This is a genomic window from Psychrobacter urativorans, from assembly GCF_001298525.1.
GTDB lineage: Bacteria > Pseudomonadota > Gammaproteobacteria > Pseudomonadales > Moraxellaceae > Psychrobacter > Psychrobacter urativorans_A.
Window position 1 is genome coordinate 1,757,180 of record NZ_CP012678.1, and the last position, 24,750, is coordinate 1,781,929.

General features: G+C 43.4%; 25 protein-coding genes. 10 read left to right on the forward strand and 15 right to left on the reverse strand.

The genetic code is table 11. From position 1 onward, the window contains the following. The first annotated feature begins 236 nt into the window (after positions 1 to 236). Positions 237 to 617, forward strand: coding sequence for a ribosome hibernation-promoting factor, HPF/YfiA family (gene hpf / locus AOC03_RS07580; protein ID WP_062534749.1), 381 nt, complete (start codon positions 237 to 239; stop codon positions 615 to 617). A 341-nt stretch (positions 618 to 958) separates the two neighbouring features. Here hpf and thiS read toward each other — a convergent pair whose 3' ends face one another. From thiS to AOC03_RS07600, 4 genes are all read right to left on the reverse strand, one after another. Further along, the gene (gene thiS, locus AOC03_RS07585; protein ID WP_062534751.1) at positions 959 to 1,159 is read right to left on the reverse strand and encodes a sulfur carrier protein ThiS; all 201 of its coding nucleotides are present in this window, start codon (positions 1,157 to 1,159) and stop codon (positions 959 to 961) included. 78 nt (positions 1,160 to 1,237) lie between these two features. Continuing rightward, complete coding sequence (locus tag AOC03_RS07590; protein WP_062534753.1) at positions 1,238 to 1,612, reverse strand: DUF423 domain-containing protein; 375 nt, start codon at positions 1,610 to 1,612, stop codon at positions 1,238 to 1,240. 76 nt (positions 1,613 to 1,688) lie between these two features. Beyond that, the gene (gene rpoH, locus AOC03_RS07595; RefSeq protein ID WP_157049348.1) at positions 1,689 to 2,552 is read right to left on the reverse strand and encodes an RNA polymerase sigma factor RpoH; all 864 of its coding nucleotides are present in this window, start codon (positions 2,550 to 2,552) and stop codon (positions 1,689 to 1,691) included. Positions 2,553 to 2,789: 237 nt separating this feature from the next. Further along, positions 2,790 to 3,275: a sulfurtransferase TusA family protein gene (locus tag AOC03_RS07600; RefSeq protein ID WP_062534757.1), complete on the reverse strand. Its 486-nt coding sequence runs from the start codon at positions 3,273 to 3,275 to the stop codon at positions 2,790 to 2,792. 428 nt (positions 3,276 to 3,703) lie between these two features. On the opposite strand from AOC03_RS07600, the gene AOC03_RS07605 reads away from it, so the two are divergent. Beyond that, a complete protein-coding gene (locus AOC03_RS07605; RefSeq protein ID WP_084785804.1) occupies positions 3,704 to 5,329 on the forward strand; it encodes a M48 family metalloprotease in 1,626 nt (541 codons plus the stop codon). A 45-nt stretch (positions 5,330 to 5,374) separates the two neighbouring features. Here the strand turns inward: AOC03_RS07605 and AOC03_RS07610 are convergent, their stop codons facing one another. Further along, entirely contained in the window at positions 5,375 to 5,824 is a 450-nt protein-coding gene (locus AOC03_RS07610) for a GatB/YqeY domain-containing protein (protein WP_062534759.1), read from the reverse strand. A gap of 152 nt (positions 5,825 to 5,976) precedes the next feature. After that, on the reverse strand, positions 5,977 to 6,192 hold the full coding sequence (gene rpsU, locus AOC03_RS07615) for a 30S ribosomal protein S21 (RefSeq protein ID WP_010195908.1): 216 nt from the start codon (positions 6,190 to 6,192) through the stop codon (positions 5,977 to 5,979). Between the two features lie 428 nt (positions 6,193 to 6,620). On the opposite strand from rpsU, the gene AOC03_RS07620 reads away from it, so the two are divergent. The 4 genes from AOC03_RS07620 (at position 6,621) to AOC03_RS07635 (ending at position 9,615) form a co-directional block, all read left to right on the forward strand. Next, entirely contained in the window at positions 6,621 to 7,166 is a 546-nt protein-coding gene (locus AOC03_RS07620; protein ID WP_062534763.1) for a c-type cytochrome, read from the forward strand. 260 nt (positions 7,167 to 7,426) lie between these two features. Beyond that, a complete protein-coding gene (locus AOC03_RS07625) occupies positions 7,427 to 7,951 on the forward strand; it encodes a c-type cytochrome (protein ID WP_062534766.1) in 525 nt (174 codons plus the stop codon). A gap of 174 nt (positions 7,952 to 8,125) precedes the next feature. Continuing rightward, positions 8,126 to 9,175: a tRNA (adenosine(37)-N6)-threonylcarbamoyltransferase complex transferase subunit TsaD gene (gene tsaD, locus AOC03_RS07630; protein ID WP_062534768.1), complete on the forward strand. Its 1,050-nt coding sequence runs from the start codon at positions 8,126 to 8,128 to the stop codon at positions 9,173 to 9,175. Positions 9,176 to 9,243: 68 nt separating this feature from the next. Beyond that, positions 9,244 to 9,615 (forward strand): CrcB family protein, encoded by a 372-nt coding sequence (locus tag AOC03_RS07635; RefSeq protein WP_062534770.1) that lies wholly within the window; start codon positions 9,244 to 9,246, stop codon positions 9,613 to 9,615. A 39-nt stretch (positions 9,616 to 9,654) separates the two neighbouring features. On the opposite strand, the gene AOC03_RS07640 is transcribed toward AOC03_RS07635, so the two are convergent. The 4 genes from AOC03_RS07640 to potA form a co-directional block, all read right to left on the reverse strand. Further along, positions 9,655 to 10,545, reverse strand: coding sequence for a LysR family transcriptional regulator (locus AOC03_RS07640; protein WP_062534772.1), 891 nt, complete (start codon positions 10,543 to 10,545; stop codon positions 9,655 to 9,657). 106 nt (positions 10,546 to 10,651) lie between these two features. Further along, positions 10,652 to 11,491, reverse strand: coding sequence for a spermidine/putrescine ABC transporter permease PotC (potC, locus tag AOC03_RS07645; protein ID WP_084785805.1), 840 nt, complete (start codon positions 11,489 to 11,491; stop codon positions 10,652 to 10,654). Next, the gene (gene potB, locus AOC03_RS07650; RefSeq protein ID WP_062534774.1) at positions 11,491 to 12,369 is read right to left on the reverse strand and encodes a spermidine/putrescine ABC transporter permease PotB; all 879 of its coding nucleotides are present in this window, start codon (positions 12,367 to 12,369) and stop codon (positions 11,491 to 11,493) included. The genes potC and potB overlap by 1 nt, the downstream gene beginning before the upstream one ends. Next, the gene (potA, locus tag AOC03_RS07655) at positions 12,369 to 13,628 is read right to left on the reverse strand and encodes a spermidine/putrescine ABC transporter ATP-binding protein PotA (RefSeq protein WP_062534776.1); all 1,260 of its coding nucleotides are present in this window, start codon (positions 13,626 to 13,628) and stop codon (positions 12,369 to 12,371) included. Before potA ends, potB begins: the two co-directional genes overlap by 1 nt. Before the next feature lie 441 nt (positions 13,629 to 14,069). Here potA and AOC03_RS07660 point away from each other — a divergent pair, with 441 nt between their 5' ends. Then, complete coding sequence (locus AOC03_RS07660; protein ID WP_062534778.1) at positions 14,070 to 14,708, forward strand: carbonic anhydrase; 639 nt, start codon at positions 14,070 to 14,072, stop codon at positions 14,706 to 14,708. Between the two features lie 87 nt (positions 14,709 to 14,795). Further along, positions 14,796 to 15,359, forward strand: a complete 564-nt coding sequence (gene gloA / locus AOC03_RS07665) for a lactoylglutathione lyase (RefSeq protein WP_062534780.1) — start codon at positions 14,796 to 14,798, stop codon at positions 15,357 to 15,359. Between the two features lie 197 nt (positions 15,360 to 15,556). Here the strand turns inward: gloA and AOC03_RS07670 are convergent, their stop codons facing one another. The 3 genes from AOC03_RS07670 to ribA form a co-directional block, all read right to left on the reverse strand. Beyond that, positions 15,557 to 16,021, reverse strand: coding sequence for a c-type cytochrome (locus tag AOC03_RS07670; protein WP_062534783.1), 465 nt, complete (start codon positions 16,019 to 16,021; stop codon positions 15,557 to 15,559). Between the two features lie 288 nt (positions 16,022 to 16,309). Continuing rightward, positions 16,310 to 17,293 (reverse strand): oxygen-dependent coproporphyrinogen oxidase, encoded by a 984-nt coding sequence (hemF, locus tag AOC03_RS07675; protein ID WP_062534785.1) that lies wholly within the window; start codon positions 17,291 to 17,293, stop codon positions 16,310 to 16,312. A 53-nt stretch (positions 17,294 to 17,346) separates the two neighbouring features. Next, positions 17,347 to 18,063 carry a GTP cyclohydrolase II gene (gene ribA / locus AOC03_RS07680; RefSeq protein ID WP_062534787.1) on the reverse strand — a complete coding sequence of 239 codons (717 nt, stop codon included), beginning with the start codon at positions 18,061 to 18,063 and terminating at the stop codon, positions 17,347 to 17,349. A gap of 530 nt (positions 18,064 to 18,593) precedes the next feature. On the opposite strand from ribA, the gene dxs reads away from it, so the two are divergent. Together dxs and AOC03_RS07690 are read left to right on the forward strand one after the other, a co-directional pair. After that, the gene (gene dxs, locus AOC03_RS07685) at positions 18,594 to 20,681 is read left to right on the forward strand and encodes a 1-deoxy-D-xylulose-5-phosphate synthase (RefSeq protein ID WP_062534789.1); all 2,088 of its coding nucleotides are present in this window, start codon (positions 18,594 to 18,596) and stop codon (positions 20,679 to 20,681) included. Positions 20,682 to 21,068: 387 nt separating this feature from the next. Beyond that, entirely contained in the window at positions 21,069 to 21,896 is an 828-nt protein-coding gene (locus AOC03_RS07690; RefSeq protein ID WP_062534792.1) for an inositol monophosphatase family protein, read from the forward strand. Positions 21,897 to 22,082: 186 nt separating this feature from the next. On the opposite strand, the gene AOC03_RS07695 is transcribed toward AOC03_RS07690, so the two are convergent. Beyond that, complete coding sequence (locus AOC03_RS07695; protein ID WP_062534794.1) at positions 22,083 to 23,477, reverse strand: WS/DGAT/MGAT family O-acyltransferase; 1,395 nt, start codon at positions 23,475 to 23,477, stop codon at positions 22,083 to 22,085. A 127-nt stretch (positions 23,478 to 23,604) separates the two neighbouring features. Further along, entirely contained in the window at positions 23,605 to 24,441 is an 837-nt protein-coding gene (locus tag AOC03_RS07700; RefSeq protein WP_062534796.1) for a thiazole synthase, read from the reverse strand. Positions 24,442 to 24,750 lie beyond the last annotated feature (309 nt).

The window sequence follows — 24,750 nt, forward strand, 5'->3', positions numbered from 1 at the left end:
TATTTAGTCTTGCTACTAACACGTTTTCATGACAAATTAGAGTCATATCAATAACACAATCCAAGCGGTTAATTGATATAAGTATAGTGTAGTAAGACGCCATAATAAGAGATTTTAAGGCATGACACATTATAATATAAAGACTAACCCATGGCGTTATTGAGAAGGAAAGGTAGTTAAGACAGGACGCTCTAATTACCAGTTGTATTATCTGAGATAACTATAAGGACAATAATATGAATGTTACTATCCGTGGTCACCATATCACCGTAACTGAAGCCATGAACAACGCTGTCCATGACAAATTGACCAAAATAGCCCGTCACTTTGATCAAATTCAAAGCATCCAAGTGATTCTATCGCTAGATAATAGTGGCGCTAGTGATGGTGGTCAAAAGAGCCACAAGGCTGAAGCCATCATGCGAGTCTCAGGTCAAGAAATGTTTGTGCAAGCGCTTGAAGATGACATGTATAAAGCCATTAATGAGATGGCAGACAAACTCGACAGACAAGTGAGCAAATATAAAACACGTCTAGAGCGCAATAAAGTGAAAGGGGCAGGTCGTGATGCACGCTTTGTTGATAGCGCAGATGAAGATGTTGAGCCAGTGGCTTAGTTTTTAAGCCAATAAGCCAAATATAATAAAGGCTAATAACATTCATTGGAGATAATGACGAATTAGAATCTTGTAACACCTGTTTTTATTAGTTTGGCTGGTTTGGTAATGATAATAACTTATGATAAGTATAATAAATACATAAGCAATATCCTACTAAGCCAGCCATTACTATTAAGTTATGAAATATCGTGATAAGTTAAATATAACGATAAGTGAGCGTTATCAGTAAAAGTGTATTAACCGTAAATATGAATAAAAAAAGACCGTAAACCTATTATAGGTTTGCGGTCTTTTTTGCTAAATGAATGCTGAAAAATGCATCTTAAAAAAATAAATCGTTAACCACCGCCCACTGCCTGTACGACTTCAATAACCATGCCTTCAACGATAAGCAGTTGTCCAAGCTCACTTTTAGGAACCAGTTCTCCATTCACTTCAACGGCATAACGTCCGCTACTTAAGCCTAGCTCGTTGACCACCAGTTGCACAGTCTGATGCGTTGTCTGTAACGTTTTTCCATTCACACTAATAAGACTCATAATAGGTACTCCTTAATTATTGTCGTTATTTTTTATTGAAAATATCAGATCAGAGGTATCAATGAGTTACTTGATATTTTAGTTTGCTGTATGACCCAAGCGAAAAGCCGTCACTGCCAGCCATACCCAGCCCGCAATCATCAGTACGCCGCCAATCGGGGTAATCGCACCAAACCAACGCGGTGCGCCAAGTGTCATCGCAAATAAACTACCCGCAAAGATAATGACGCCAATCTGTAATAGCCATGCAGTGGTTTGAGTAGCGATATTAAGACGAATTAATACACCCACCAACAATAACCCTAATGCATGAATAAAGAGATAAAGCGTTGCCGTATGCCACCATTCTAGCTGCTGCGCATTCACCATGCTCTTAATGCCATGCGCACCAAATGCCCCTAATGCCACTGCAATGGCAAGATTAATTGCTGCAATAGCTATCCAGTTGACCATTATTAACCCTTTATTTTTTTACCATTCCGCCAACGATTATCAGCTATCAAATATAGATACTTAGCGATGAATTAAGCTACTGAATATCATCTGGCAAAATAACACTCTCAATGGTCATGGCTTCACGAATTTTATCCATGGCATTTTTCTCGATTTGACGTACCCGTTCTGCAGAAATCGAGTAGACCGCGGCAAGCTCGTGCAAGGTAGATTTTTGCTCGGACAACCAACGCTGCTCAACGATATCACGCGAGCGCTCATCTAGGGTATCCATTGCCGCTATGAGGGCGGAAGAGTTGTTTTCTTCCCAGTCGGCTTCTTCTACCATCTCGGCAGGGTCAAAACCGTCCTCTAAAAATAGCTGCGGGGCATAACGACCGTCATCATCATCGCTAGATTGGGTCTCAAATGACGCATCATAAGAAGTCAGGCGCGATTCCATCTCTAACACTTGCTTACGTGTGACATTTAAGTCTTGGGCGATGGCATCCGCTTCTTCTAAGGTCAGCTGATTGTTGGTTTTTTTTAGGCTACGCAAATTAAAAAATAATTTACGATGGGCTTTGGTGGTCGCCACTTTGACAATGCGCCAGTTACGAATCACAAATTCATGAATTTCTGCTTTAATCCAATGCACTGCAAAAGATACCAAGCGTACGCCTTTATTGGGGTCAAAGCGTTTGACCGCTTTCATTAAGCCCAAATTCCCTTCTTGAATCAAATCCGCTTGTGGTAAACCATAGCCCGAATAGCTACGGGCAATATGAATCACAAAGCGTAGATGCGACATCACCAGTAAACGTGCAGCTTCAACATCGCCCTCGTCATAATAACGATGCGCCAGCTCTTGCTCTTGGACTGGGGTCAAAATAGGGATTTGATGCACGGTATTGATATATGCACCCACATTTACCCCCGGTGCAGACAGATGCGTGGGCATGGCAGGGACTAAATCACGGGTACTGGTACTTTCATAAGCCGCCGCATCATACGGCGGACGCTCTGCTGCTGCCTTCAACGCGGCGTCGCGGGCGGGGTTTGTTTCAGCAATAGGGCTGTCGCTATTTTGCGTTCTTGTTAAGTTAGTAGCCATATTCTTGACCTTGATTAAAATAGGATAAATAAACAAAGCATAAATGAAAAATCTTATTGTCTTAATTGTAAAGGATAGTGTGGCTTAGTTACTATCGGTTTTGGTAATGATGAAGTGAAATATTGTATCGGATGTACAAGCCGAGGCGCTGTCATTAGGTAAGCCGCTGGTGGTTTGATTCAGCACCAGCAACAATGTATTTGGCGCAAGCATTTGCTGAGTCTGCTGACAAAATGCCCTGATATCGGCTTGCGAGTTGGGGTCGGTTGCGACCACATACAGTGACTCGCCAACATCAACGTTGCGCAGTGCTACCTTGGTTTTTAGTAACGGCATCGGGCACGCCAATCCGCGACCGTCCACCATGTTTTTAATTACTATTGTAGAGATAGACTGCGTAGATTTTTCAGCCACGATTTTAGCATCAATCTGAACGTCATCAATACAGTCGGCTGGCAATAGGGTGAGTAAAGAGGCGATAGTCGTTTGCGCTGCTTCAGATAATGTCTGAGCCAAACGGATATGATAAGGGGCACTCAAAGTGGTGGTCGATTGATGGTCAGTGGACATAATGAAACCCTAACATTCTGTTTGTAGTCGTTAACATCGCCATTTTTAACATAGCTCAGAAATAGCATTGATTGGTTATTATAACAAATCAATGCTGAGCCATTGTGGTCGATTGATAGTATGGTTATCAACACCATGATTAAAATTATTAATGATGCTGTTGCCATCCTTATTAGTCCAAGTTATCAGCATAGCCCTGCGCGTATAAAATTTATGATTGCTTAACCAGTAGCTTAATGAGTGATTCAATGTTGCGCAAAGATGACACCTTGCTTGGAGATTGGTAGTTACGCTGACGGTAGAATTGACCTCATGCTGCCAAGCTCGTATTATCGAAAATAATGAGTTGACCCTTAGCAAAGGATAAGCACGTGAACCATTTTAATTGTTCTACGAGGTATCAGAGTGTCGTAATAAATAGTGTCGTGATGCACTCAAGCGTAAAAGAGCAGGCGCGGCGCTATGCTGGATGGTTTTTTCTAAGCGCTGTCGTTGGTGGATTTAGTAGTTTCAGTCAGTCCAGTCATGCCGTTCTTTCAATGGCAAATGCAAATGTGACAAGCGCCGATACCAGTGCGAATTATGGCTCGTGGCGACAGCCATTAATAGAAGATTTGGCGCTACCAAGTTTGCAAGGACAAGGGCTAAGCTTCGCGGATCAGTATCAAAATAAACTCATCGGGGAGTGGTCACTACAAAAGATTAATGGTCAAGCAAAAATGGAGCACGACCCTTGGGTACAAGAAACGGTCAAAGATATGACGTGGCGACTCAATGCGCAAGCCCGTCAGCAAGCGCCTCTTGGAGTGGTTCTTATTGATCATCCTAGTATTAACGCTTTTGCCGCACCGGGTGGGGTCATCGGTATCAATACCGGCACTATTCTTGCCGCAAGTAGCATGGATGAGTTGGCAAGCGTAGTGGCGCATGAAGTCGCACACATCAGTCAGCGCCATTATGAACATGGGGCAGAGGAGCGTCGCCAAGCCTTATTAATACAACTTGGCGGCATGCTAGCAGCGATTGCTGCTTCAGCAGCAGATGGTGGTGGCGATGCCGCCGCAGCGGTACTGATGGGCAGTCAGACGGCGGCGATGAATAGTAGCATGGCATTTAGTCGTAGTAATGAGCGTGAAGCCGATCGTTTGGGGATGCAGATAATGAACCAAGCAGGCTATGATCCACGAGCGATGCCCCGATTTTTTGCAACGATGAATCAACAAAGCCAACTCAATCAAGTCGAAAATAGATTTTTACCCAGCTTTGTGCGCTCGCATCCTTTGAGTAATGAGCGTTTAACCGAAGCCCAAAGTCGCGCCCAGCGTTATCCGACATTATCACTGACCCAACAGCAGCGTCATCAAGCGTTATTTGATTTGCTATATTGGCGGGTACAAGTAACTGGTAAGCATGTCTCAAAAACCGTACTGACCACCGCGGCGAAGAACAGTATCGGAGCAAAAGTTGCCTTAATGTATTGGTACGGACAGCAGCAACAGTTCGCTGAGGCGAATACTATTATGACCCAATTAGATGCCTTGCCAAATGATAAGCGCCAAGCATTAGAGCCATTATTATCGATTACCTATAGCCAAGTATTGAGTGAACAAAACAAATGGCAACAAGCGGTGGACGTGCTTGCGCCGCAACAGCGCCTGTATCCTGAGCGTCGTGATTTACGCCTATATTTAGCAGAGGCATTCACCAATAATAACCAGCCCACCGAAGCACAAACGCTACTAAAACCACTGACCCAGCAGCAGCCAAGTGACCGCTATGCATGGCAAAGTCTACAGTTAGCCAATGAAAAAATTGCCAAAACCTCGTCCTCAGCGCAGCTGGCACGTATTGCTACCATCAATGGGCTGCGCTATCGCAGCCAAGACCAATTATGGAATGGGCGCTATGATGCCGCGCTGACCTCCTTGACCCAAGCTCAGCAATTGACTGAGAAAATGCCAACTGCTGAACAAGGCAGTAGTGCCCGTCCGCTCTTAGCAAATATTAAGCAGGAAATCAAAAACGTAAAAACCGCCAAAGACTATAAGCCTTAGGCGGTTATTTTCATTATTCTAATTATTTTAACGATACATAAAAACTTAACCTTGCAACGCCTGTCTGACTAATTTAGAGATGATTGCGGGGTCAGCACGACCAGCGGTTTTAGTTTTTAACACGCCCATCACGCCGCCCATATCACGCATTGACGTTGCACCTTGTGCCGCAATTTCAGCATTCACTAAAGCGGCAAGCTCAGCATCATCCATCTGCTTTGGCATGAACTCATTAATAATATCAATCTCAAACTGTTCTTTAACCGCTAAATCATCACGGTTATTTTCAGTAAAAATCGTCAAGGACTCATGACGCTGCTTGAGCTGTTTTTGTAGCACTTCTAAGACGTCAGCATCATCGAGTACCGTTTGGCGATCAATCTCGATTTGCTTAATGACCGCTTGCACATTACGCAGCACTTTAACGCGCTCGATATTGTGGGCTTTCATCGAAGTGATAATATCGTCTGCTAGACTCTGTTTAAGTGGGTTCATGATCGTTATTCTTCCTTATATGATTAAAAATCAATGCTCATAAAAATATCATAATAAAAAGTGTAGCACAAAAAACGCCACTGATATCAATCGATAGCAGTGGCGCTGGTATAACCAATATAAGTATCTAAATCAATCTTAGTACTTAACTATTAGTACATACGCGTGGTGCGGATAGTTTCGCGTTGTAATTTTTTCTTATAACGTTTCACAGCAGCAGCTTTCTTACGCTTACGTACTTGCGTTGGTTTTTCATAAAACTCACGCTTACGCACGTCTGATAATACACCAGCTTTTTCACAAGCACGTTTAAAACGGCGGATAGCAATGTCAACTGGTTCGTTTTCTTTAACCTTAACTGCAGGCATGAAGACTCCTTATGAGGATGAGATATAAAGGCATTAATTTGGCTGTATATTAGTAGTTAGCCGTAATATCTCAAGATTACAGGCATCAGCTCAAATTAGGATAATCTTGCGCAATGAGCACAAGGGCGATTATTCTAATAAAAAAAGCCAGTAAAGTCAAAGTCTTTAGTGTATACCGCTCGTGTTATTTAAAATATTCACTGCGTATTGTCCTCTATTTTTGCTTGTTATTAAGGTAGCTATAGAAGTATGTTTTTGTACTTAATAACGCATATATCATTGATAAGTAGGGATAAATGGTTAATAAATAACTGATAAAAACCCTGACTATCTATAACGGTTTGCTTTCAGTTTATGCTATTATCATTTCCTTGTCATATCAGTCAGCATTTTTACGCTTTTTTGTCAGTTTTATTAAGGATATTGGGATGAAGAAAACAGTATTAAGCACGTCGCTACGTACCATTATAGGGACAGTGTTTGCGGTTACGCTTGGCGTCAGCGTTAGTGCCTGTAGCAATGATAAAGAAGCAGCCACAAAGTCAGGTGAAGTGATGGCGGTCGATCGTGTCGATGCTGCCGCTGAGCTTGCTATTAAAAATGGTCCTAAAGCTGAAGATATGGCATTTGAAGCAACACCGCCTGTAGCAACTGCGGCTGCGGCAGCACCTGCTAGTGCAGACGCTGCAACTGCAGAGACAGCTACTGCGGCGGCTGTGCCTGTAGCGGCTGCTGGCAATGCGGGCGAGCAACTTTACAATACCCAGTGTATGGCTTGTCATGCCGCTGGCTTGTTAAATGCGCCAAAATATGGTGATGCCACCGCTTGGGCACCGCGTATTGCGAAGGGTAAAGACACCTTATATTTGCATGCGGCAAAAGGTTTTAATCAAATGCCTGCGCAGGAAGCCAATGGTGTCACTGAAGATCAAATCCATGCAGCAGTTGACTACATGGTCGCCGCTTCCAGTTAATCAGAATGAATAGTAGTGTGTTTACGAGAGTTTTTATTATTAAAACATTTGTTAGTAAACTAGCTACTATTAAGTTAATTATCGTTAAACTATCCATTCATAAAGTAATGGTATCAAGAAAAATACGGCTGTCTCTACGGCAGCTGTTAATCCCACAGTAAGTCAATAGCAGATAGCATTGATGACGTCATGTAAGCATGGAATAAAAAAAGCAGCACCAAAAAAATAGCTCACTTAACCCAACCGGCAAAGGAATGAACATGAGTATCACTCAATCACTTATGAATAAAAAATCGCTAAACGTAGCGGGCAAATTAACCTGGTCAGTATTAGGTCTAAGCGCCATGCTAGCTCTAAGTGCGTGTAGCGGCGACAAGAAAGCAGCAGAAGAACCTGTTGTAGAAGAAACACCAGTTGTTGAAGTCGTCGAGCCTGTAGCAGAAGAAGCACCAGTTGCTGAAGCGCCTGCTGTCGAAGCAGCACCTGCAGAAGAGGCTGCTCCTGCAGAAAAGGCAGAAGAAGCCGCTGAACCTGAAGAATTGGCAGCCAATGCTGGTGAAGAGCTTTATAATGCTCAGTGTTCAGTTTGTCATGCAGCTGGCTTGCTAAATGCACCTAAATTTGGTGATAAAGAAGCATGGGCACCGCGTATTGCTAAAGGTAAAGATATGCTACATATGCACTCAGCTAAAGGCTTTAACCAAATGCCAGCACAAGCCAGTGCTGAAGTTAGTGAAGCAAAAGTACACGCAGCGGTTGATTACATGATTGCAGCTGCTAGCTAATAGCAGTCAGTGTTGCAGTCGTTGAAGCAGCCGCTATTGAAATACAAGTCGTTGAAGTATCAGTAACTGAAATAGCAGTGACTGCAATGCAGCCTATTGAAATTTGTTAAAATAACCGTCATTGTGTTTTGCAATGGCGGTTTTTTTATAAAGATGATTTATGAAGGTGAGTGCATGAAAGTATTGGGTTTAGAAACCTCGTGTGATGAAACGGGCTTGGCGATTTTTGATAGTGAGCTGATAGACAGTGACAATAACGGTTTGCTCGGACAAGTGCTGTATTCACAAATAGAACTGCATGCGCTCTATGGTGGCGTGGTGCCTGAGCTTGCCAGTCGCGACCATATCCGTAAATTAGTGCCGTTATTTCATGAGTTATTAGAGCAATGTGGTATCAATAAAAATGATATTGATGCCATCGCCTATACCAAAGGTCCTGGCTTGATTGGCGCATTAATGACGGGCGCATTATTCGGGCGCAGCTTGGCTTATGGATTAGGAATTCCAGCAATCGGTATTCACCATATGGAAGGGCATTTGCTCGCGCCATTAATGGGCGCTAATCCACCCGCATTTCCTTTTGTCTCGTTATTGGTGTCCGGTGGTCATACGCAACTGATTGCGGCAAAAGGTGTGGGGCAGTATGAAATATTGGGCGAATCTATCGATGATGCCGCTGGCGAGTGCTTTGATAAGGCGGCAAAAATGCTGGGCTTAGAATATCCGGGTGGTCCTAATATTGCCAAATTAGCTGAATCGGGCAATCCAAACGCCTATGATTTACCACGCCCGATGTTGCATCGTGGTTTGGACTTTTCTTTTAGTGGTATGAAAACTGCCGTGCATAATTTGATTAAAGACACCGATGGTTCAGGAAATGGCGCTGATAGTAATGCGCAAGTCCGCGCTGATATTGCCGCCAGTTTTCAGCATGCGATGGTTGATACCTTAGTGAGAAAGTCTACCAAAGCATTAAAGCAAGTAGGTATGAATCGTTTGGTGATTGCGGGTGGGGTCAGTGCCAACCGTCATTTGCGTGAAACTCTTGAAACGGAATTGGCGAAAATAAATGCCACCGTTCATTATGCACCGCCTGCGTTATGTACTGATAATGGGGCGATGATTGCCTATGCCGGTTACGAGCGTTTGCAAGCGGGACAATCCGATGACTTGGCAGTGAGCTGTGTACCACGTTGGTCAATGACAGAATTGCCCGCGGTTTAATGAATATTTTTTATTCTTGCCCATTTATTCACACTGATTACTGAGCGTTATTAAAAAAGGATAAAACCATGCAATGGCTCGCGATTGGTTTAGGAGCGGCATTCGGTGCATGTTTGCGCGGTTGGCTGGCACGTTTTAATCCGCTGCATCACTGGATACCGCTGGGCACGCTTGGCGCTAATGTGTTGGGCGGTTTATTAATCGGGCTAGCGCTAGTGTGGTTTGAGCGCGTGGGACACGGTCTGTCGCCCAATATTCGCCTGTTTGTTATCACCGGATTTTTAGGCGGGCTGACTACTTTTAGTACCTTTAGCGCAGAAGTATTTACTTTTATCAGTGCCGGTAAATTATTGGCAGGATTGGGTTTGATTGGGCTGCATGTTGGTTTGACTTTATTGGCAACCGCGCTTGGGTTTTACTTTTTTAAGCTGATTCTATAGTTATTGATGGTCTGAAATTTAGCAATAGACGAGCCGTTACTACAACGGCTTCACAATCCCTTCTAATAAACTGGCAAAGCCCTGCATATAAGCCGTATCCTGACTGGACGTACGAATAGCGGCATACAGCTGACAATGCACACCGTCGCCGAGCGGACGCGATACGACCCAGCCTTTTTTCTCATAATCGCTTACCACCCAATCAGGTAAAGCAGCAACGCCACGCTCACTAGCAACCAACTGAATTAGCATGGCAGTCAATTCTGTCGTACGGATTTGCTTAAAAGTAACCTGCGCTGGAGTCATAAAGTTGGCGATAATATCAAGACGCTTGGCTTCAACCGGATAAGCGATAAGAGTTTCAGAAATTAAGTCTTCCGGTGTTATAAAAGCTCGTTCAGCCAAATCGTGCATCGGTGACAGTACCAAACGACTTTCATACTCAAATAAGGGCTGATAGCTGAGCCCGTCAATCGGTAAATTACTGGTGGTAATCAGTAAATCAATATCGCCTTCTAGCAATAAATGATGCGGTTCCGGCTCAAAACCTGTGGCAAAGTCCAGCTCCACATCTGACCATTCGCGACGATACTGATTCAGTATCGGCATCAACCAATCAAAACAGCTGTGACATTCTGATGCTAAGCGTAATCGTCCCGCTTGCCCGTGCGCCAAGCGTTTTAGATTGGCTTTAGTGCGGCTCACTTGCGGCATGATACTGTCCGCGAGCGCCAATACGGTCTTGCCAGCTGGGGTGAAAGTGAGTGGACGCGTACGACGATTGACCAAACGGATATCGTAGTAACTCTCTAGCTCTTTCAACTGATGTGATACTGCAGAAGCTGTGACGTGCAGCTCATCGGCAGCGGCAGCAAGTGAGCCCTGCGCCCGCAGCGCGGTTAAGGTATTAAGGTGACGAAGCTCTAGCATAAAATGACCTAACCACTCAATTTAAAAAAATAAAGGTGAATAAAATTCATTATAAGTAATATGAAGATGTTTTTCACTCAAAGCTTGGTAATAACTCAATAAAACACTAGCGTCGACGCAACAACAACTGCGAGATAATAACCAATATCAACGAGGCAGCAAGCAATAACGTACCAATCGCATTGACCTCAGGCTTTAGTCCCACCCGCACCATCGAGTAAATGCGCAGCGGCAAAATCTCATAGCTTGGACCCGTCATAAAGGTCGAAACCACCACATCATCAAGGGATAAAGTAAACGCCAACAGCCAACCTGCCAATACTGCAGGCAAGATGACCGGAATTAAAACCGTGCGTACCATCGTGGATTCACTCGCGCCCAAATCTCGCGCCGCTTCCATCAAGCGCTCATCCAAACTACTTAAGCGCGCAAAGACAGTAATTACCACAAATGGTAAGCAAAAGGTAATGTGCGCGAGTAATAACGACACAAAGCCCAATTGTAGCCCAATAAGTAAAAAGAGCGCGAGTAACGATATTGCCAACACAATCTCAGGCGACATCATCAAAACGAATAACAGCCCGTTTAATAAACCTTTACCGCGAAAATTGTAGCGATGTAATGCCAATGCTGTTAATGTGCCAATCAAGGTCGAAACCGTTGCTGCAACTAACCCTAAAACAATAGAATGCCAAAATGCATCGAGCATGGCTTGGTTATTAAATAATGATTCGTACCACTTTAAGCTAAATCCGCCCCAGTTATAGCCAATTTTAGACTTGTTAAAGGACATGACGACCAAGACGATAATAGGCAGATAGAGTAAGGTGTAAATTAGCCCAAGATAACTTTTAGCGGCGATGCTGCCAGCACTTGCTATTTTAAATGTTCGCTTTTTAGGCGCTTGTTCAGCCAATGATGCGCGGTCTATTGAACGATTGGACATTATGCCACCTCATTAAAATCGGTTTTGCCAATCCGGCGGCTACTGGCGCGATAGGCAAGTAACAATACTGCCATTGCCAGCGTTAACAGGACACTTGCTGCCGCGCCAAATGGCCAATCACGTGCATCTAAGAATTGGTTTTTGATGATATTACCGACCAAGAGATTACGTGAACCGCCTAAAATATCAGCAACGTAAAACATACCCATTGCCGGCAATAAGACTAACAGCACACCTGAGATAATCCCCGGTGTGGTCAATGGCAAGATTACATGCCAAAAAGTCTGTGTTTTTGTTGCGCCCAAATCTTGCGATGCTAAAAGCATATCATTGCGTAAATCAGTAAAGACGGCATATAACGGCAATACCATAAACGGGAATAACAAATACGTTAAGCCTGCAATGACTGCGCCTTGCGTGTATAAAATATCAATCGGCGCATCAATCATGCCGACTGCCAGTAGCGCTTTATTAATCAAGCCATTATTGGCAAATAGCAGTTTTAGCGCATACGTACGCACTAAAGAGTTCGTCCAAAATGGTAAAATGAGCATCATCATTAACAGCGGCTGCCAACGTGCTTTGGCTTTCGAGACAATCCATGCAAACGGATAGCCGAGCAGTAGACAGAGCACCGTAGTAATGCCTGCCATCCATAAGGAATGCACAAATACATCAAAATATAATGGGTCTATCATGCGCACGTAGCTGTCAATACTGACAGGTAAGCTGATAAATGCACTACTATCGCGGCTTAAAAAACTCACCGCTATAACTAAAATATTTGGCAATAAAGCAAAAATCAGTAGCCAACCCCATATGAGCCATAAGGTTGCCGTACGAAAAGGACTTTTATTGCTTGCATTAAAGCCCGCCATTAGAAGCTATCCTTATGCTGCGCTAGCGATTCTTCATTAGGCAATACCCATTCCCAACCATCAACCCAAGTGACTTTTACCGGCTCATTGATTTTATAATCAAAGCTGGGATCTTCTTCATCAAAAAACTCAGACGCTTTAATAATATGTCCGTTGTCCAGTTTGATAATAGAATCTAAGGTGCTGCCTTTATAATTACTCTCAATCACGCGCCCAATCAGACCCGTGCGCGTGCTGTCATTAACATCATAAATGCGCAAATCTTCAGGACGTAATAATAAATTAACGATATCACCGACTTGAACTGCTTTATCAAATTTTGGACGGCGTAAATTACGTAAGATTGCTGGCGTTCCTGATGCCTGAGTTTCTTGCGCTTCGCAGACGGCAACTTCAATGCGCCCGTTAGTCACCTTGCCATCACGGTCAGGCTGGTCGAGATAAATGCCTTTGACTTCTGCTTTAAACAGGTTGGTCTCACCGATAAATTTGGCGGTAAATAAATTTGCCGGATTTTCATAAATCTCAATCGGTGTACCAATTTGCTGAAACTTACCATCTTTCATCACCGCAATACGGTCTGACATCGACAGTGCTTCTTCTTGGTCGTGGGTGACAAAAACAAAAGTAATGCCAAGCTCGCGCTGTAAGCGTTTCAGCTCCGATTGCATTTGCAGGCGCAATTTATAATCAAGCGCTGATAAAGGTTCATCGAGTAATAACAATTTGGGGCGATTAATCACAGCGCGCGCGATAGCGACTCGTTGCTGCTGACCGCCCGATAAATCTTGTGGGCGACGATTGGCAAGATGCTCAAGCTGTACCATTGCCAACATCTCGCGCACGCGAGTTTGAATCTCATCTTTCGGAACTTTTTTAAGTTTAAGACCATACGCGACATTTTGCGCCACCGTCATATGCGGAAATAATGCATATTGCTGAAACACGGTATTCACAGGACGTTTATCAGCGGACAGTCCTGCCATTTGGACGCCATCTAAATATATCGCGCCTGCCGTGGGTTGCTCAAAGCCTGCGATTAAACGTAATAACGTGGTTTTACCGCAGCCTGATGGTCCCAGTAAGGTTAAAAATTCACCGTGCTTAATATTAAGATTGATATCGCTTAATACTATCGTGTCATCGTACGTTTTTTTAAGATGGGTTATTTGTAATAACACATCGTCTGGTACGGTATGGGTATTGGTTATTTTTGAAGTTTCGGAGGGCGTTTGTAGCGGGGCAGGCGAGTCAGTCATGGGATAAATTCCTAAAATACCAAAAACTCAGTAGCGTTGTTATATCGCTATTGAGGACAGGTATTTTATAAAAAGTGTATTTTAATAAAGGTAAGCTGCATTGTGAGAAAGGTAAGGACAATCTTAATGGCAAGCTTAATGCTATCCATTATAACAAATCAGCTGCGCAAATTAAGGCGCATTCATAAACCGTTACGTGGATGATACTTTTTGCATCCGTAATATATTGTAGTATCAGAAGCACATGATTGTTATGTGATTGCTAACATCAATCAGCCTAAAAATGCTGCATTAGCATCAAATTTTTTATCAAGTTTCCATGCTGAATGCTATACAATCATTTTATAATCGAAAAATATCTCCGCTTATATTTTGCCAATACCGGACTACTCAGTACTATTAATCAGCACTATCAATCAAAACTATAAAGAAGGATATCCCATGACCGAAGACACTCGCCCAAGAACAGGTCAAGAAGCACTGGCACTTTTGAAACAAGGCAATGAGCGCTACGTAGACAGCCTGACCAATCCTGACCCCATGACTAAAAGGCGTCCTGAACTGACCAGTGACCAATATCCACTAGCCATTATTTTGGGCTGCTCAGATGCGCGTGTTCCGGTAGAGATTGTTTTTGATCAAGGCTTGGGTGATTTATTTGTCATTCGCGTGGCGGGTAATATCGTTGCGCCATCACAAATTGGCTCAATCGAATTTGCGGCAGAAAAATTTGATACGCAATTGGTGGTGGTACTTGGACACTCACATTGCGGCGCGGTGACCGCTTGTGTAGAAACGCTTATGGACCCTGAAAAAAATTACTCACCAAATCTGCAATCTATCGTTGATCGCATTCGTCCAAGCGTTTATAACCTGCACGAACTGGCGACTTCTAATGGTAAAGAGGTTGATACCGATGCCTTAATCGATCGTGCTATTCGTGCCAACGTGCGTATGTCGGTCAGTCAGCTCAAGCACAGCTCACGGGCGCTAGAGGAATTAACCAATAGTGGTCAGCTACTCATTGTTGGTGCAGAATATGATATCGATACGGGCAAAGTACGCTTTTTAGAAACCTAATAGCGGTTTATCTTATATACCGTTAATCTTATTTTACTATCACTATTTTTATATCTTTTATATCTTTTATATCTGGAGTATTGTTATATGTCCGAATCTACCTCTGATGTAACCTCATATATCGTCCAACCTGAGAGCAGTATTCAGGTGGCAGGCGTGCAGTCTATTGCTGCTGCGACGAGTGGTTTTACCTTTAATCACACCATGCTGCGGGTAAAAGACCCAGAAAAGTCGTTGGCTTTTTATACCGGTGTATTGGGTATGACGTTGCTCGCAATAAAGAAATTCCCAAAGATGGAATTTGATTTGTATTTTCTCGCCAAGCTCACTGATGAGGAGCGTGAAAATTTGCCAGCGGGCGATGACTTAGCGATTTATACCTTTCGTCAGCGCGGTATTTTAGAGCTGACCCATAATTACGGCACTGAGACGCAAGACGGCTTTAGCTATCATGATGGTAATGAGCAGCCACAAGGCTTTGGGCATATTTGCTTTAGTGTGCCAGACCTAAACGCGGCGGTTACTTGGTTTGATGAGAATAATGTCACTTTTAAAAAACGTCCTGAAGACGGTAGTATGAAAAATATCGCCTTTATTAAAGATGTTGATGGCTACTGGATTGAGATTGTACAAGCTGGTTTGATGGGTTAGCGTTTAGCCTTAGTTAGAAATATAGTCAAAAAGATAGTTAGAAATATGGACGCTTAAAAATTAGAAACTTAAAAATTAGAAATAAAAAAACCGCCATTCCAATATAGAAATGGCGGTTTTTTTATTTCTCTAATACTTAACGGTTTCAGCTTTCTTAATATATGACTTAATAACAAACACAGCTTCAAGTACTGATATTAGTCATCTTTTTTAACTTGATAATCGTCATGGCAAGACTTACAGCTTTTGCCCACCGCACCAAATGCCGGTTTGACTTCTGCAAGTGTCGTTGAATTCTGAGCAACCATATTCAAGTCAGCTGCTGCTTTTTGGAAGTCTTCTGAGGCGCTAATAAAACCTGCATTATCACTCCATACTTCTGGTTTAGCTTCACCAACGGCTTTGGTATCTTCAAAGTGACTCCAAGGCGTTTTAGATTCTTTGTCTAAAAACGCGGCTTGCTCTCTGAAGACATCGATATCAAAAGTATCTGGTGCTTTGACCATATCACCCATCATTTTCGCCGCATCACCATAGTTTTTCATGATGTCTTGACGGGCTTTAACGTCAGGGTTAGTACATGCCGTTAGACCTATGATGGCGGTCAGCAGCGTGATACCGAAGATTGATTTTAGTGTTTGTTTGGTGTGAACCTGTGTCATATGAAGACTCCTTTATAATTGGCTATCAATGGGCGTATAAGAATACTATGCGCTCAAAAGTAAGTGGCTATTAGTTATCTTTTTTATGAATATAGGTCGTAAAACCAATGCTCATGACAAAATATATTATTGCATAATAAAAAAATAAATAAGTAAACAAATAGCTCGCTACGCTAAATTCATTTTTCTATAAAGAAAGGTCAGCATTAGCAGCTGACCTTTCTTTATTATCTTACAGATGTTTGTTTTTATTACTTAACATCGAGACTATCATTATGCCAATCGAGACTATAATGTCAACCAGTCTTGTGGTTTTAAATAGTAATCCGTTAATTCAAACTCGGCTGTACCTTCAGCAGGCTCAAAGCGATAATGCCAGCTGGCAAGGGGTGGCATACTTACCAAAATGGATTCGATGCGCCCGTTACTTTGTAAACCAAAAAGCGTGCCACGGTCATAAACTAAGTTATATTCCACATAGCGTCCACGGCGATACAGTTGAAATTCGCGCTGCTCGTCCGTATAGGGTTCGTTTTTACGCTGCTCAAAAATCGGAATGATACCGTCAAGATAGCCGTTGCCAACGGCTTGCATTAACTCAAAACAGGTATCAAAGTCCCAGCCACGACTTTCAGTATTCACGTCATCATAAAATAGACCGCCAATACCGCGTTGCTCATTACGATGGCGCAAATGAAAATATTCATCACACCATTGTTTAAAGTCGGGATAAACAGTGTCACCAAAAGGTGCACAAAGGTCGTGACACACTTGATGCCAGTGCTTGCAGTCAGCTAATACTGGATAAAAAGGCGTTAAATCAAAGCCGCCACCGAACCACCAAATAGGGTCTTTATTATCCGCTTCTGCAACGAACAAACGTACATTGGCATGGCTGGTCGGTACGTTAGGATTTTTGGGGTGTACCACCAGCGACACGCCCATGGCTTGTGCTCGGCGTCCAGCGATATCCGGATGGCGCGCGGTGGCAGAAGCAGGCAAGTCATCCACGTGAATATGACTGAACATCACGCCTGCTTTTTCGATAACGTCGCCATCGGCTAAAATACAAGAACGTCCGCCGCCACCTTCAGGGCGTTCCCAATCATCAGGAACAAAGGTTGCCGTGCCACCACCATCAGCTTCTTGCGCGGCTAAGGCTTGGCAAATACGCGCTTGCAAATCGACTAAAAACGCCCGTACGCGCGCGATATCTTGCTCGGTTGGGGTGGTTTCTGTCGTTGTTGACTGTTTTTTATTAGCAATGTTCATAAAAATATCTATTATCAGAATGGATGAGGTTTTATTATTATTTACAGCATTATTTACAGCTCTTTATCGAACAGATGTCCCATACGATCGCGCTTGGTAGCCAAATAGCTGGCATTGATATCATTGACGCCAACCAATAAAGGTACGCGCTCGGTGACACGAATACCATGCTTCGTTAAATAAGCCACTTTATCCGGATTATTGGTAATCAAACGCACCTCGGTGACGCCAACATGGGCAAGCATAACGCCACACATCTCGTAAGTACGGGCATCCGCCGGAAACCCTAACATTAGGTTGGCATCTAAGGTATCATGCCCTTGATCTTGCAAGGCATAAGCCCGAATTTTATTGGTCAATCCAATGCCGCGACCTTCTTGACGTAGGTATAAAATAGCACCGCAACCTGCTTCTTGTATGGCTTGCATTGCTGCATTAAGCTGAGGTCCACAGTCACATTTAAGCGAGCTAAACGCATCACCTGTTAAGCATTCGGAGTGAATACGTACCAGCGGAATTGATTTTTCTGGAGTTTTAGTTTCTGGACTATTAGCTTCTATGGGCGTTTCTGTATTATTAGTTTGCTCACCATTTGTTATGGTTTTTAGTACCGTATCAGCCGTTATATCCTGTGTTAGCTTTGGCTCAACGACAGGTAACCCAACGGTGAGCATTACATGCTCTTGACCGTCTTTATTTTCAAACATATGAATATCAAACTCGCCGTGACGAGTCGGTAATGTGGCACTGGTAATAAATTGATATGACATGAATGTCCTGCATAGACCGATTATCGTGGCGGTAGAGGGTATGTTATAGCGATAGCTATTTTATAGCATAATAGCTATGCTGTTATTCTTATCGTGTGAACCATTTATAGGGTACTGATAGTTTATAGGGTAATGATAGTCTCGGTGACCACAGTACATTGCCCATTTATAATGCTTGTTTATAAAACACATAAAGTGCACAGACTGCGACCGATGATTTTAGCGATAGTCAAAAAATAATGTTATTATGCCACACTATTTTAACAGATACAGTGACAAGTCTTTGTCGCTACATTACTGTGTCGTCACTATTGTGATATATAGTTACACGACAATAGTGCATAATATTAATAATTAACAGCGATGCAATAGGCATAGCGTTATATCTACATCACGAGTTAAGGGCTGCAAATTTGGTGGCTAAGCGAAGGTTGTAGCGTGTTATATGATGCCATATCAAGACGATATCGGCGCATTAGGATATGATGAGGCTTTCCCTTGTCAGCAGATTGGTAGGTATTGTACGGTTTATGCAGCAGTCAACTCATTCCTCACAGTCATCAGCGCCATCGGCGCCATCAGCCATCGATTCTGCTGTACTTCCAGCCGGCTTGCAACAGACATTCGTGCAGATACCACGCACACGTCCTACTACACCCTTACTAGATATTGTTAACACACCCGACGATCTCAAATCGCTTACGACTGAACAGCTAATTACCTTAGCCGACGAGCTGCGCTTATTTTTATTGTATTCAGCGGGTCAAAGTGGTGGTCATTTTGGTGCGAATTTAGGTGTGGTCGAGCTGACAATTGTGCTACATCATCTATTAGACACGCCACTTGACCAGATTGTTTGGGATGTGGGGCATCAAGCCTATGCGCATAAAGTACTGACGGGTCGTCGAGATAAGCTAAATACCATCCGCGCAAAAGACGGTCTCACCGCTTTTCCTGAACGTGCAGAATCCGTTTACGATACCTTTGGCGTTGGTCATTCATCGACTGCTATTTCCGCAGGTTTAGGGATGAGTTTGGCGCTGCGTTATCAAGGACGGGCGCAGACAGTTGCCTGTGTGATTGGTGATGGGGCGATGACTGGTGGCATGGCGTTTGAAGCCATGAACGATGCGGTGCAACAAGACGCTGACTTGCTAGTGATTTTAAATGATAATGATATGTCGATATCCTGCTCAATTGGTGGGTTTTCACGGCATTTAGCCATGCTGTGGGAGTCGGGTTATCAGGTTGATATCTCGGAATCAGGTGCACCCGTATTGCGCCAGCGTCCAATGATGCAAGATTTTGATCGACGTAAGCGCCACAGCGCGCAGCGTTATGTGCCACAGTTAGAAGATAATTTATTTAAAGCCGTTGGTTTTACTTATTTTGGTCCTTTTGATGGACATAATATTCCTGAGCTGTTGCGGGTATTGTCACTTGCCAAGCAAGTTCATGGTCCAGTTTTGGTACATATTTATACTACTAAAGGTAAGGGGTTCGCGCCAGCAGAAGCCGATCCTGTTGGATATCATGCTATTAGTAAGTTACCTGCCGATGACACGGCTACTGCTGACAGTACAGTGGCTAGTCATGAAGCTATTGATATCCAACTTGCTACCCAACCAAAAGCTGCCCCTTCTTTAAAATACTCGCAAGTGTTTGGGCAATTTTTATGCGACAAAGCGGCACAGGATGATAAGTTGCTTGCTATTACGCCGGCAATGGAAGAAGGCTCGGGCATGATTGAGTTTGCCCGCCAGTTCCCTGAGCGCTTTTTTGATGTAGCAATTGCCGAACAGCACGCGGTGACGCTTGCTGCTGGTATGGCAACGCAAGGGGTTAAACCGATTGTCGCTATTTATTCGACCTTTTTACAGCGTGGTTACGACCAGCTGATTCATGATGTGGCGCTACAAAATCTAGATGTGATGTTTGCTATTGACCGTGCAGGATTGGTTGGTGAAGATGGCGCGACCCATGCTGGGGTATTTGATTACGCGTTTTTACGCTGTATTCCGAATATGCTGATTGCCGCGCCAAAAGATGAAAACGAATGTTACCAATTGCTAAATACTTGCTATGAATACCAAGGCAGCACCGCAGTACGTTACCCTCGCGGTACGGGTACAGGTGCCATGATTCAACGACCGTTCCAGAATTATAAAATTGGGCAAGCCGTTGTAGAGTCAGTATTGGGTGTGGATACTGCGCCTATTAAACTCGCCATTTTAGCGTTTGGGACGATGGTTGCAACCGCTCAGCAAGCGGCTGAAATTGTTATCAAAGACGATATTTTAAAAACAGAATGTCAGATACACGTCGTGAATATGCGTTGGGTCAAGCCTTTAGATAGCAGCTTAATCGAGCGCTTATTGATGCAAGGTGTGACTCATATCGCAACTTTAGAAGAGCATATGATTATGGGCGGGGCGGGCAGTGCGGTAAATGAATATCTATTAAACGCGTCTGCCGCCTTTAAAACGAGCCGTCCAGCAATTTGCAATATTGGTATTCCAGATTATTATGTGGCGCATGGCTCGCAAGCAGAACAGCTGACAGATTGTGGATTGGACGTCGCTGGGGTAACGCGTCAGTTGCAACAACTACTGTCTTAGCCAACACCTCCGTTCACAAACAACCGTTTGAATCAGCTAATATATTGATAATAAATACCTTAATTTTTTAATAAATTTGAAAAATTAATAATAAATACCCATACATGGTAAAAAATTGATAAAATAGCATGGCGAAAATAAAGCGCACGTGTGCCACCTACTTGCCGTAGGTGTAAATTATTTGACAACTTGGGCAGTAGCAGACAGCAACCATTAGGTATGGCGTGCCGGATTGCCATGACGGCGGATTTCAAGATTATTGATTATGAGATATGAATTATCTTATAGCGCTATCGTATATCACATAGCACATTACTTTGTTACGCAGTATTTTTTAGTTACATTACGCAGTTAGTCGTATTCATTCATCAAGCAAATAGGTTATTTATGGAACCCATGGTCGTCATCGCAGCGCGTGCTGCCGAGAAAGTCGGTAAAGAAATTTTGTACGCGCATCAAAACCGTCATAAAATTGAGCTGGATATCGAGTCTAAAGGACTAGATGGTTTGGTAACTCGTATTGATCGTTTTAGTGAAGAACTGACGATTGAGACGCTAAAAGCCAGCTACCCAACGCACTCGTATTTGGGTGAAGAGTTTGGTATGCAGGAAGGTCGCGGCGAAGATGCTGACTGGTGCTGGATTATTGACCCATTAGATGGCACTAAAAACTTCGTGCACGGCGTACCGCAGTTTTGTGTATCTATCGCGGTACAGCATAAAGGCGTGACTCAACATGGCGTTATCTATGACCCTGTCCGCGATGAGATGTTCTCTGCTAGCCGTGGTAAAGGCGCGCGTTTAAACCAACGCCGTATCAATGTCAGTGAGCGTAAAACGATCGATGGTGGCTTATTTACCACTGGACATCCGCTTGAGCGTAAACGCAATGGTGAAATCATCTCTTACGCTAAAGAGCACTATGAAAGCTTACAAAAAATCACTGAAGCGGGCGGTCAAATTCGTCGTTTAGGCTCAGCTGCCCTTGATTTATGTTATGTGGCTGCTGGTCGTTTTGATGGCTATTTTGAGATGTCAATCAAGCCTTGGGATATTGCAGCAGGCGAGCTTATTGTCACCGAAGCACGCGGCGTGGTCGTTGACCATACCGGCGCGCATAATTCTATGGAATCAGGTTCTATCTTTGCTTGTAACGTAAAACTGCTAAAACCTTTGATGCAAGTGGTTGTTCCAGCATGGGGCGATGCGCTTTAAGCACTGAGCTTGAAAAAGCATTAAATTTGCAACGTTGCTGTGGCTAATAATTTAATTTTATTAAAAAGCTATACAATAAAAAAGCTGATTTCATAATTGAAGTCAGCTTTTTTATTGAGTTTTTATCACTATATTTATTCATTACGACTTTTATTACTGATTATATGACTTATCACATAACAAACATTATTCACGCAAGCCTAAATATTTTTCTTCACTAATAGCTTCTAGTACGCTCAACTCTTCATCAACTAATGCCAGTATATCTTGCACATGAGGCAATAGCTTGCTACAAGCGGTAATACAAAATTCAACTTTATCTAAATAAGTCGTATAGGTAATATTCATCGCTTGCCCATCTACTATTATTGAGGCGGGATACAAGGCTTTTAGAGGCGCACCATTCCAGTACAAGGGTTTTTGGACACCGGGTACATTAGAGATAATGAGGTTAAAGGCTTGTTTTTTTGGAAATAAGCCGGTTAATACATTCAGCCCTTCCCATGCATAAGCGATGGCACTATAGTTGATCACTTGTGCCTGATTCATACGTCTAAAGCGGCGTTTGCCACAGTTCATACTGCAATGAATCAGATGTATCCTGCGTACTGGATCGTCTAAATGGGTGCCTAAATTAGCCAATAAAAATGAGATTTGATTGCCCGATGCCGTATCATCGTTACGCAGTGACATGGGTACAAAGGCAATCAGCGGCTTACTGGGTAACGCATTGATTGATTGTAGATAATGCCGAATAGCACCAGAACATACCGCAAGCAGCACGTCATTCATATTGACGCTCAGCGCGTCTGCAACCTTGCGAAAGCGTTGCATATCATAAGATTGTGCCGCTATTCGCCGTGATGCCGAAATACGCTGATTCAGAACGCTCATTGGCGCATCAAAAGAACCCACATAATCCTCATTGCCTCGATACTTGATATTGTCGAGCAGCTCAGTAAAAACGGGTTTAATAGTAGAAAGCTGTTCTTTAAGAATACGCCCAACAGAGCGTCCTTTAGGAATGAGCGCATCGACTTGATTGCGATGGCGCGCCATGAGTGACCATAAGGGCAAGGTCATCGGTTCAGTAGCAGACTGCGACAGCGACTTTTGAATCAGACGCATGGCAGCAATACCATCAACTAGCGAATGATGAATCTTAAAATAGAGCGCAAAGCGTTCGCGGCTATGTTCATTTTCTGGGCAAATACCTTCGATAATGTGACATTCCCATAACGGCATCTCACGATCTAGCAGCCTGCTGTGCTCCTTTGAGATATACATGAGCAGTTCACGAACGCGCGCGGGCTTAGGTAGCGCCACATGACGAAAGTGATGCTCGACCACAAAATCTTCGTCTTTTTTCCAAAATAATAAATGTTCAAGCACTTGGTTAAAGGGGAAACTTGGCGGTACTTTAGACGTTTGCATTTGCTGAACCAGTTGAAACACAAAATCGCTATTCGCACCTTGAGCATCTTCTGGTAATTCAAATAAAAATAGCCCGCCGACATGCATGGGCTGCTTACGCGACTCAAGAAGTAAGAATAACTGATCAACTGCCGTCAACAACCGCATAACGTGTCCTTTAAAAACGATTAGAAACAATCTTTAAAATCAATGAGCTGTGCGCGATGAACAGCAGTTAAATGAAATGGTATTTAGCCATTTTTTTATTCTATAGCTATCAAGTTATCACAAAAATTTATTGGAAAAAGTAACCCGTTTGCGGTGAGCTGGCGGTTGCCATTTTACGCATCGGCATCCGTCCGGCTAAAAATGCCTCGCGTCCTGCCCAAACCGCGTGTTTCATTGCCTGTGCCATCATGACTGGATTTTGCGCATTGGCAATCGCGGAGTTCATCAGCACACCATCACAGCCAAGCTCCATCGCAATTGCCGCATCAGAAGCCGTACCCACACCCGCATCGACCAATACCGGCACTTTGGCATTTTCAATAATCAGGCTCAGCGTATGGCGATTGAGCAAGCCCAAACCTGACCCAATCAAGCTACCTAATGGCATAATCGCTACGCAGCCCATACTTTCTAACTCTTGCGCGACGATAGGGTCGTCCGACGTATAAACCATCACTTCAAAACCATCATCAATCAATACTTTTGCTGCTTTTAGCGTTTCCATAACATTCGGATATAGGCTTTTTTCATCACCCAACACTTCAAGCTTCACTAGATTATGCCCGCCTAACAGCTCGCGAGCAAGTTTACAGGTGCGAATGGCGCTATCAGCATCAAAGCAACCGGCAGTATTAGGCAAAATGGTGTATTTATCAGGTGAAATGACATCAAGCAAATTGGGCTCGTCACAATTTTGACCGATATTGGTGCGACGAATAGCCACGGTGACAATTTCTGCCCCAGAGGCGGCAATGGCGGCTCCGGTTTCGTTCATATCTTTATATTTCCCCGTACCGACTAACAAACGCGAGGAAAACGTGCGACTACCAACAGTGAAAGTATCATTGACGAGAGGCGATTGATGATTAGTAAGGCTTAGGGTTGGCGTCAAAACTTGTGACATATCAGGAATCCTAATAACGGGCGGTGTATAAAAGATAGAAAGAGTCAGAAAAATAAAAAACACAGTAAAAATGGGCGCTGATAAGCCATAATTAATCAATAATTAAGCTATAACTAATTAATAGCTAAGCATTAATAAGGCACAATTTTCAAATCATAAAATGGCGCGATAGCCTTGCTTATCAGACAGCACAAAATGCATAACAAAATGTTAGTATAACAAACTCATGCGCGCTTACCTGCACTCATTATTCAGTTTCATTGGCTAAGCGTCAATGGTTTCTTATAGGTTTATTTAATAAGAAATTTG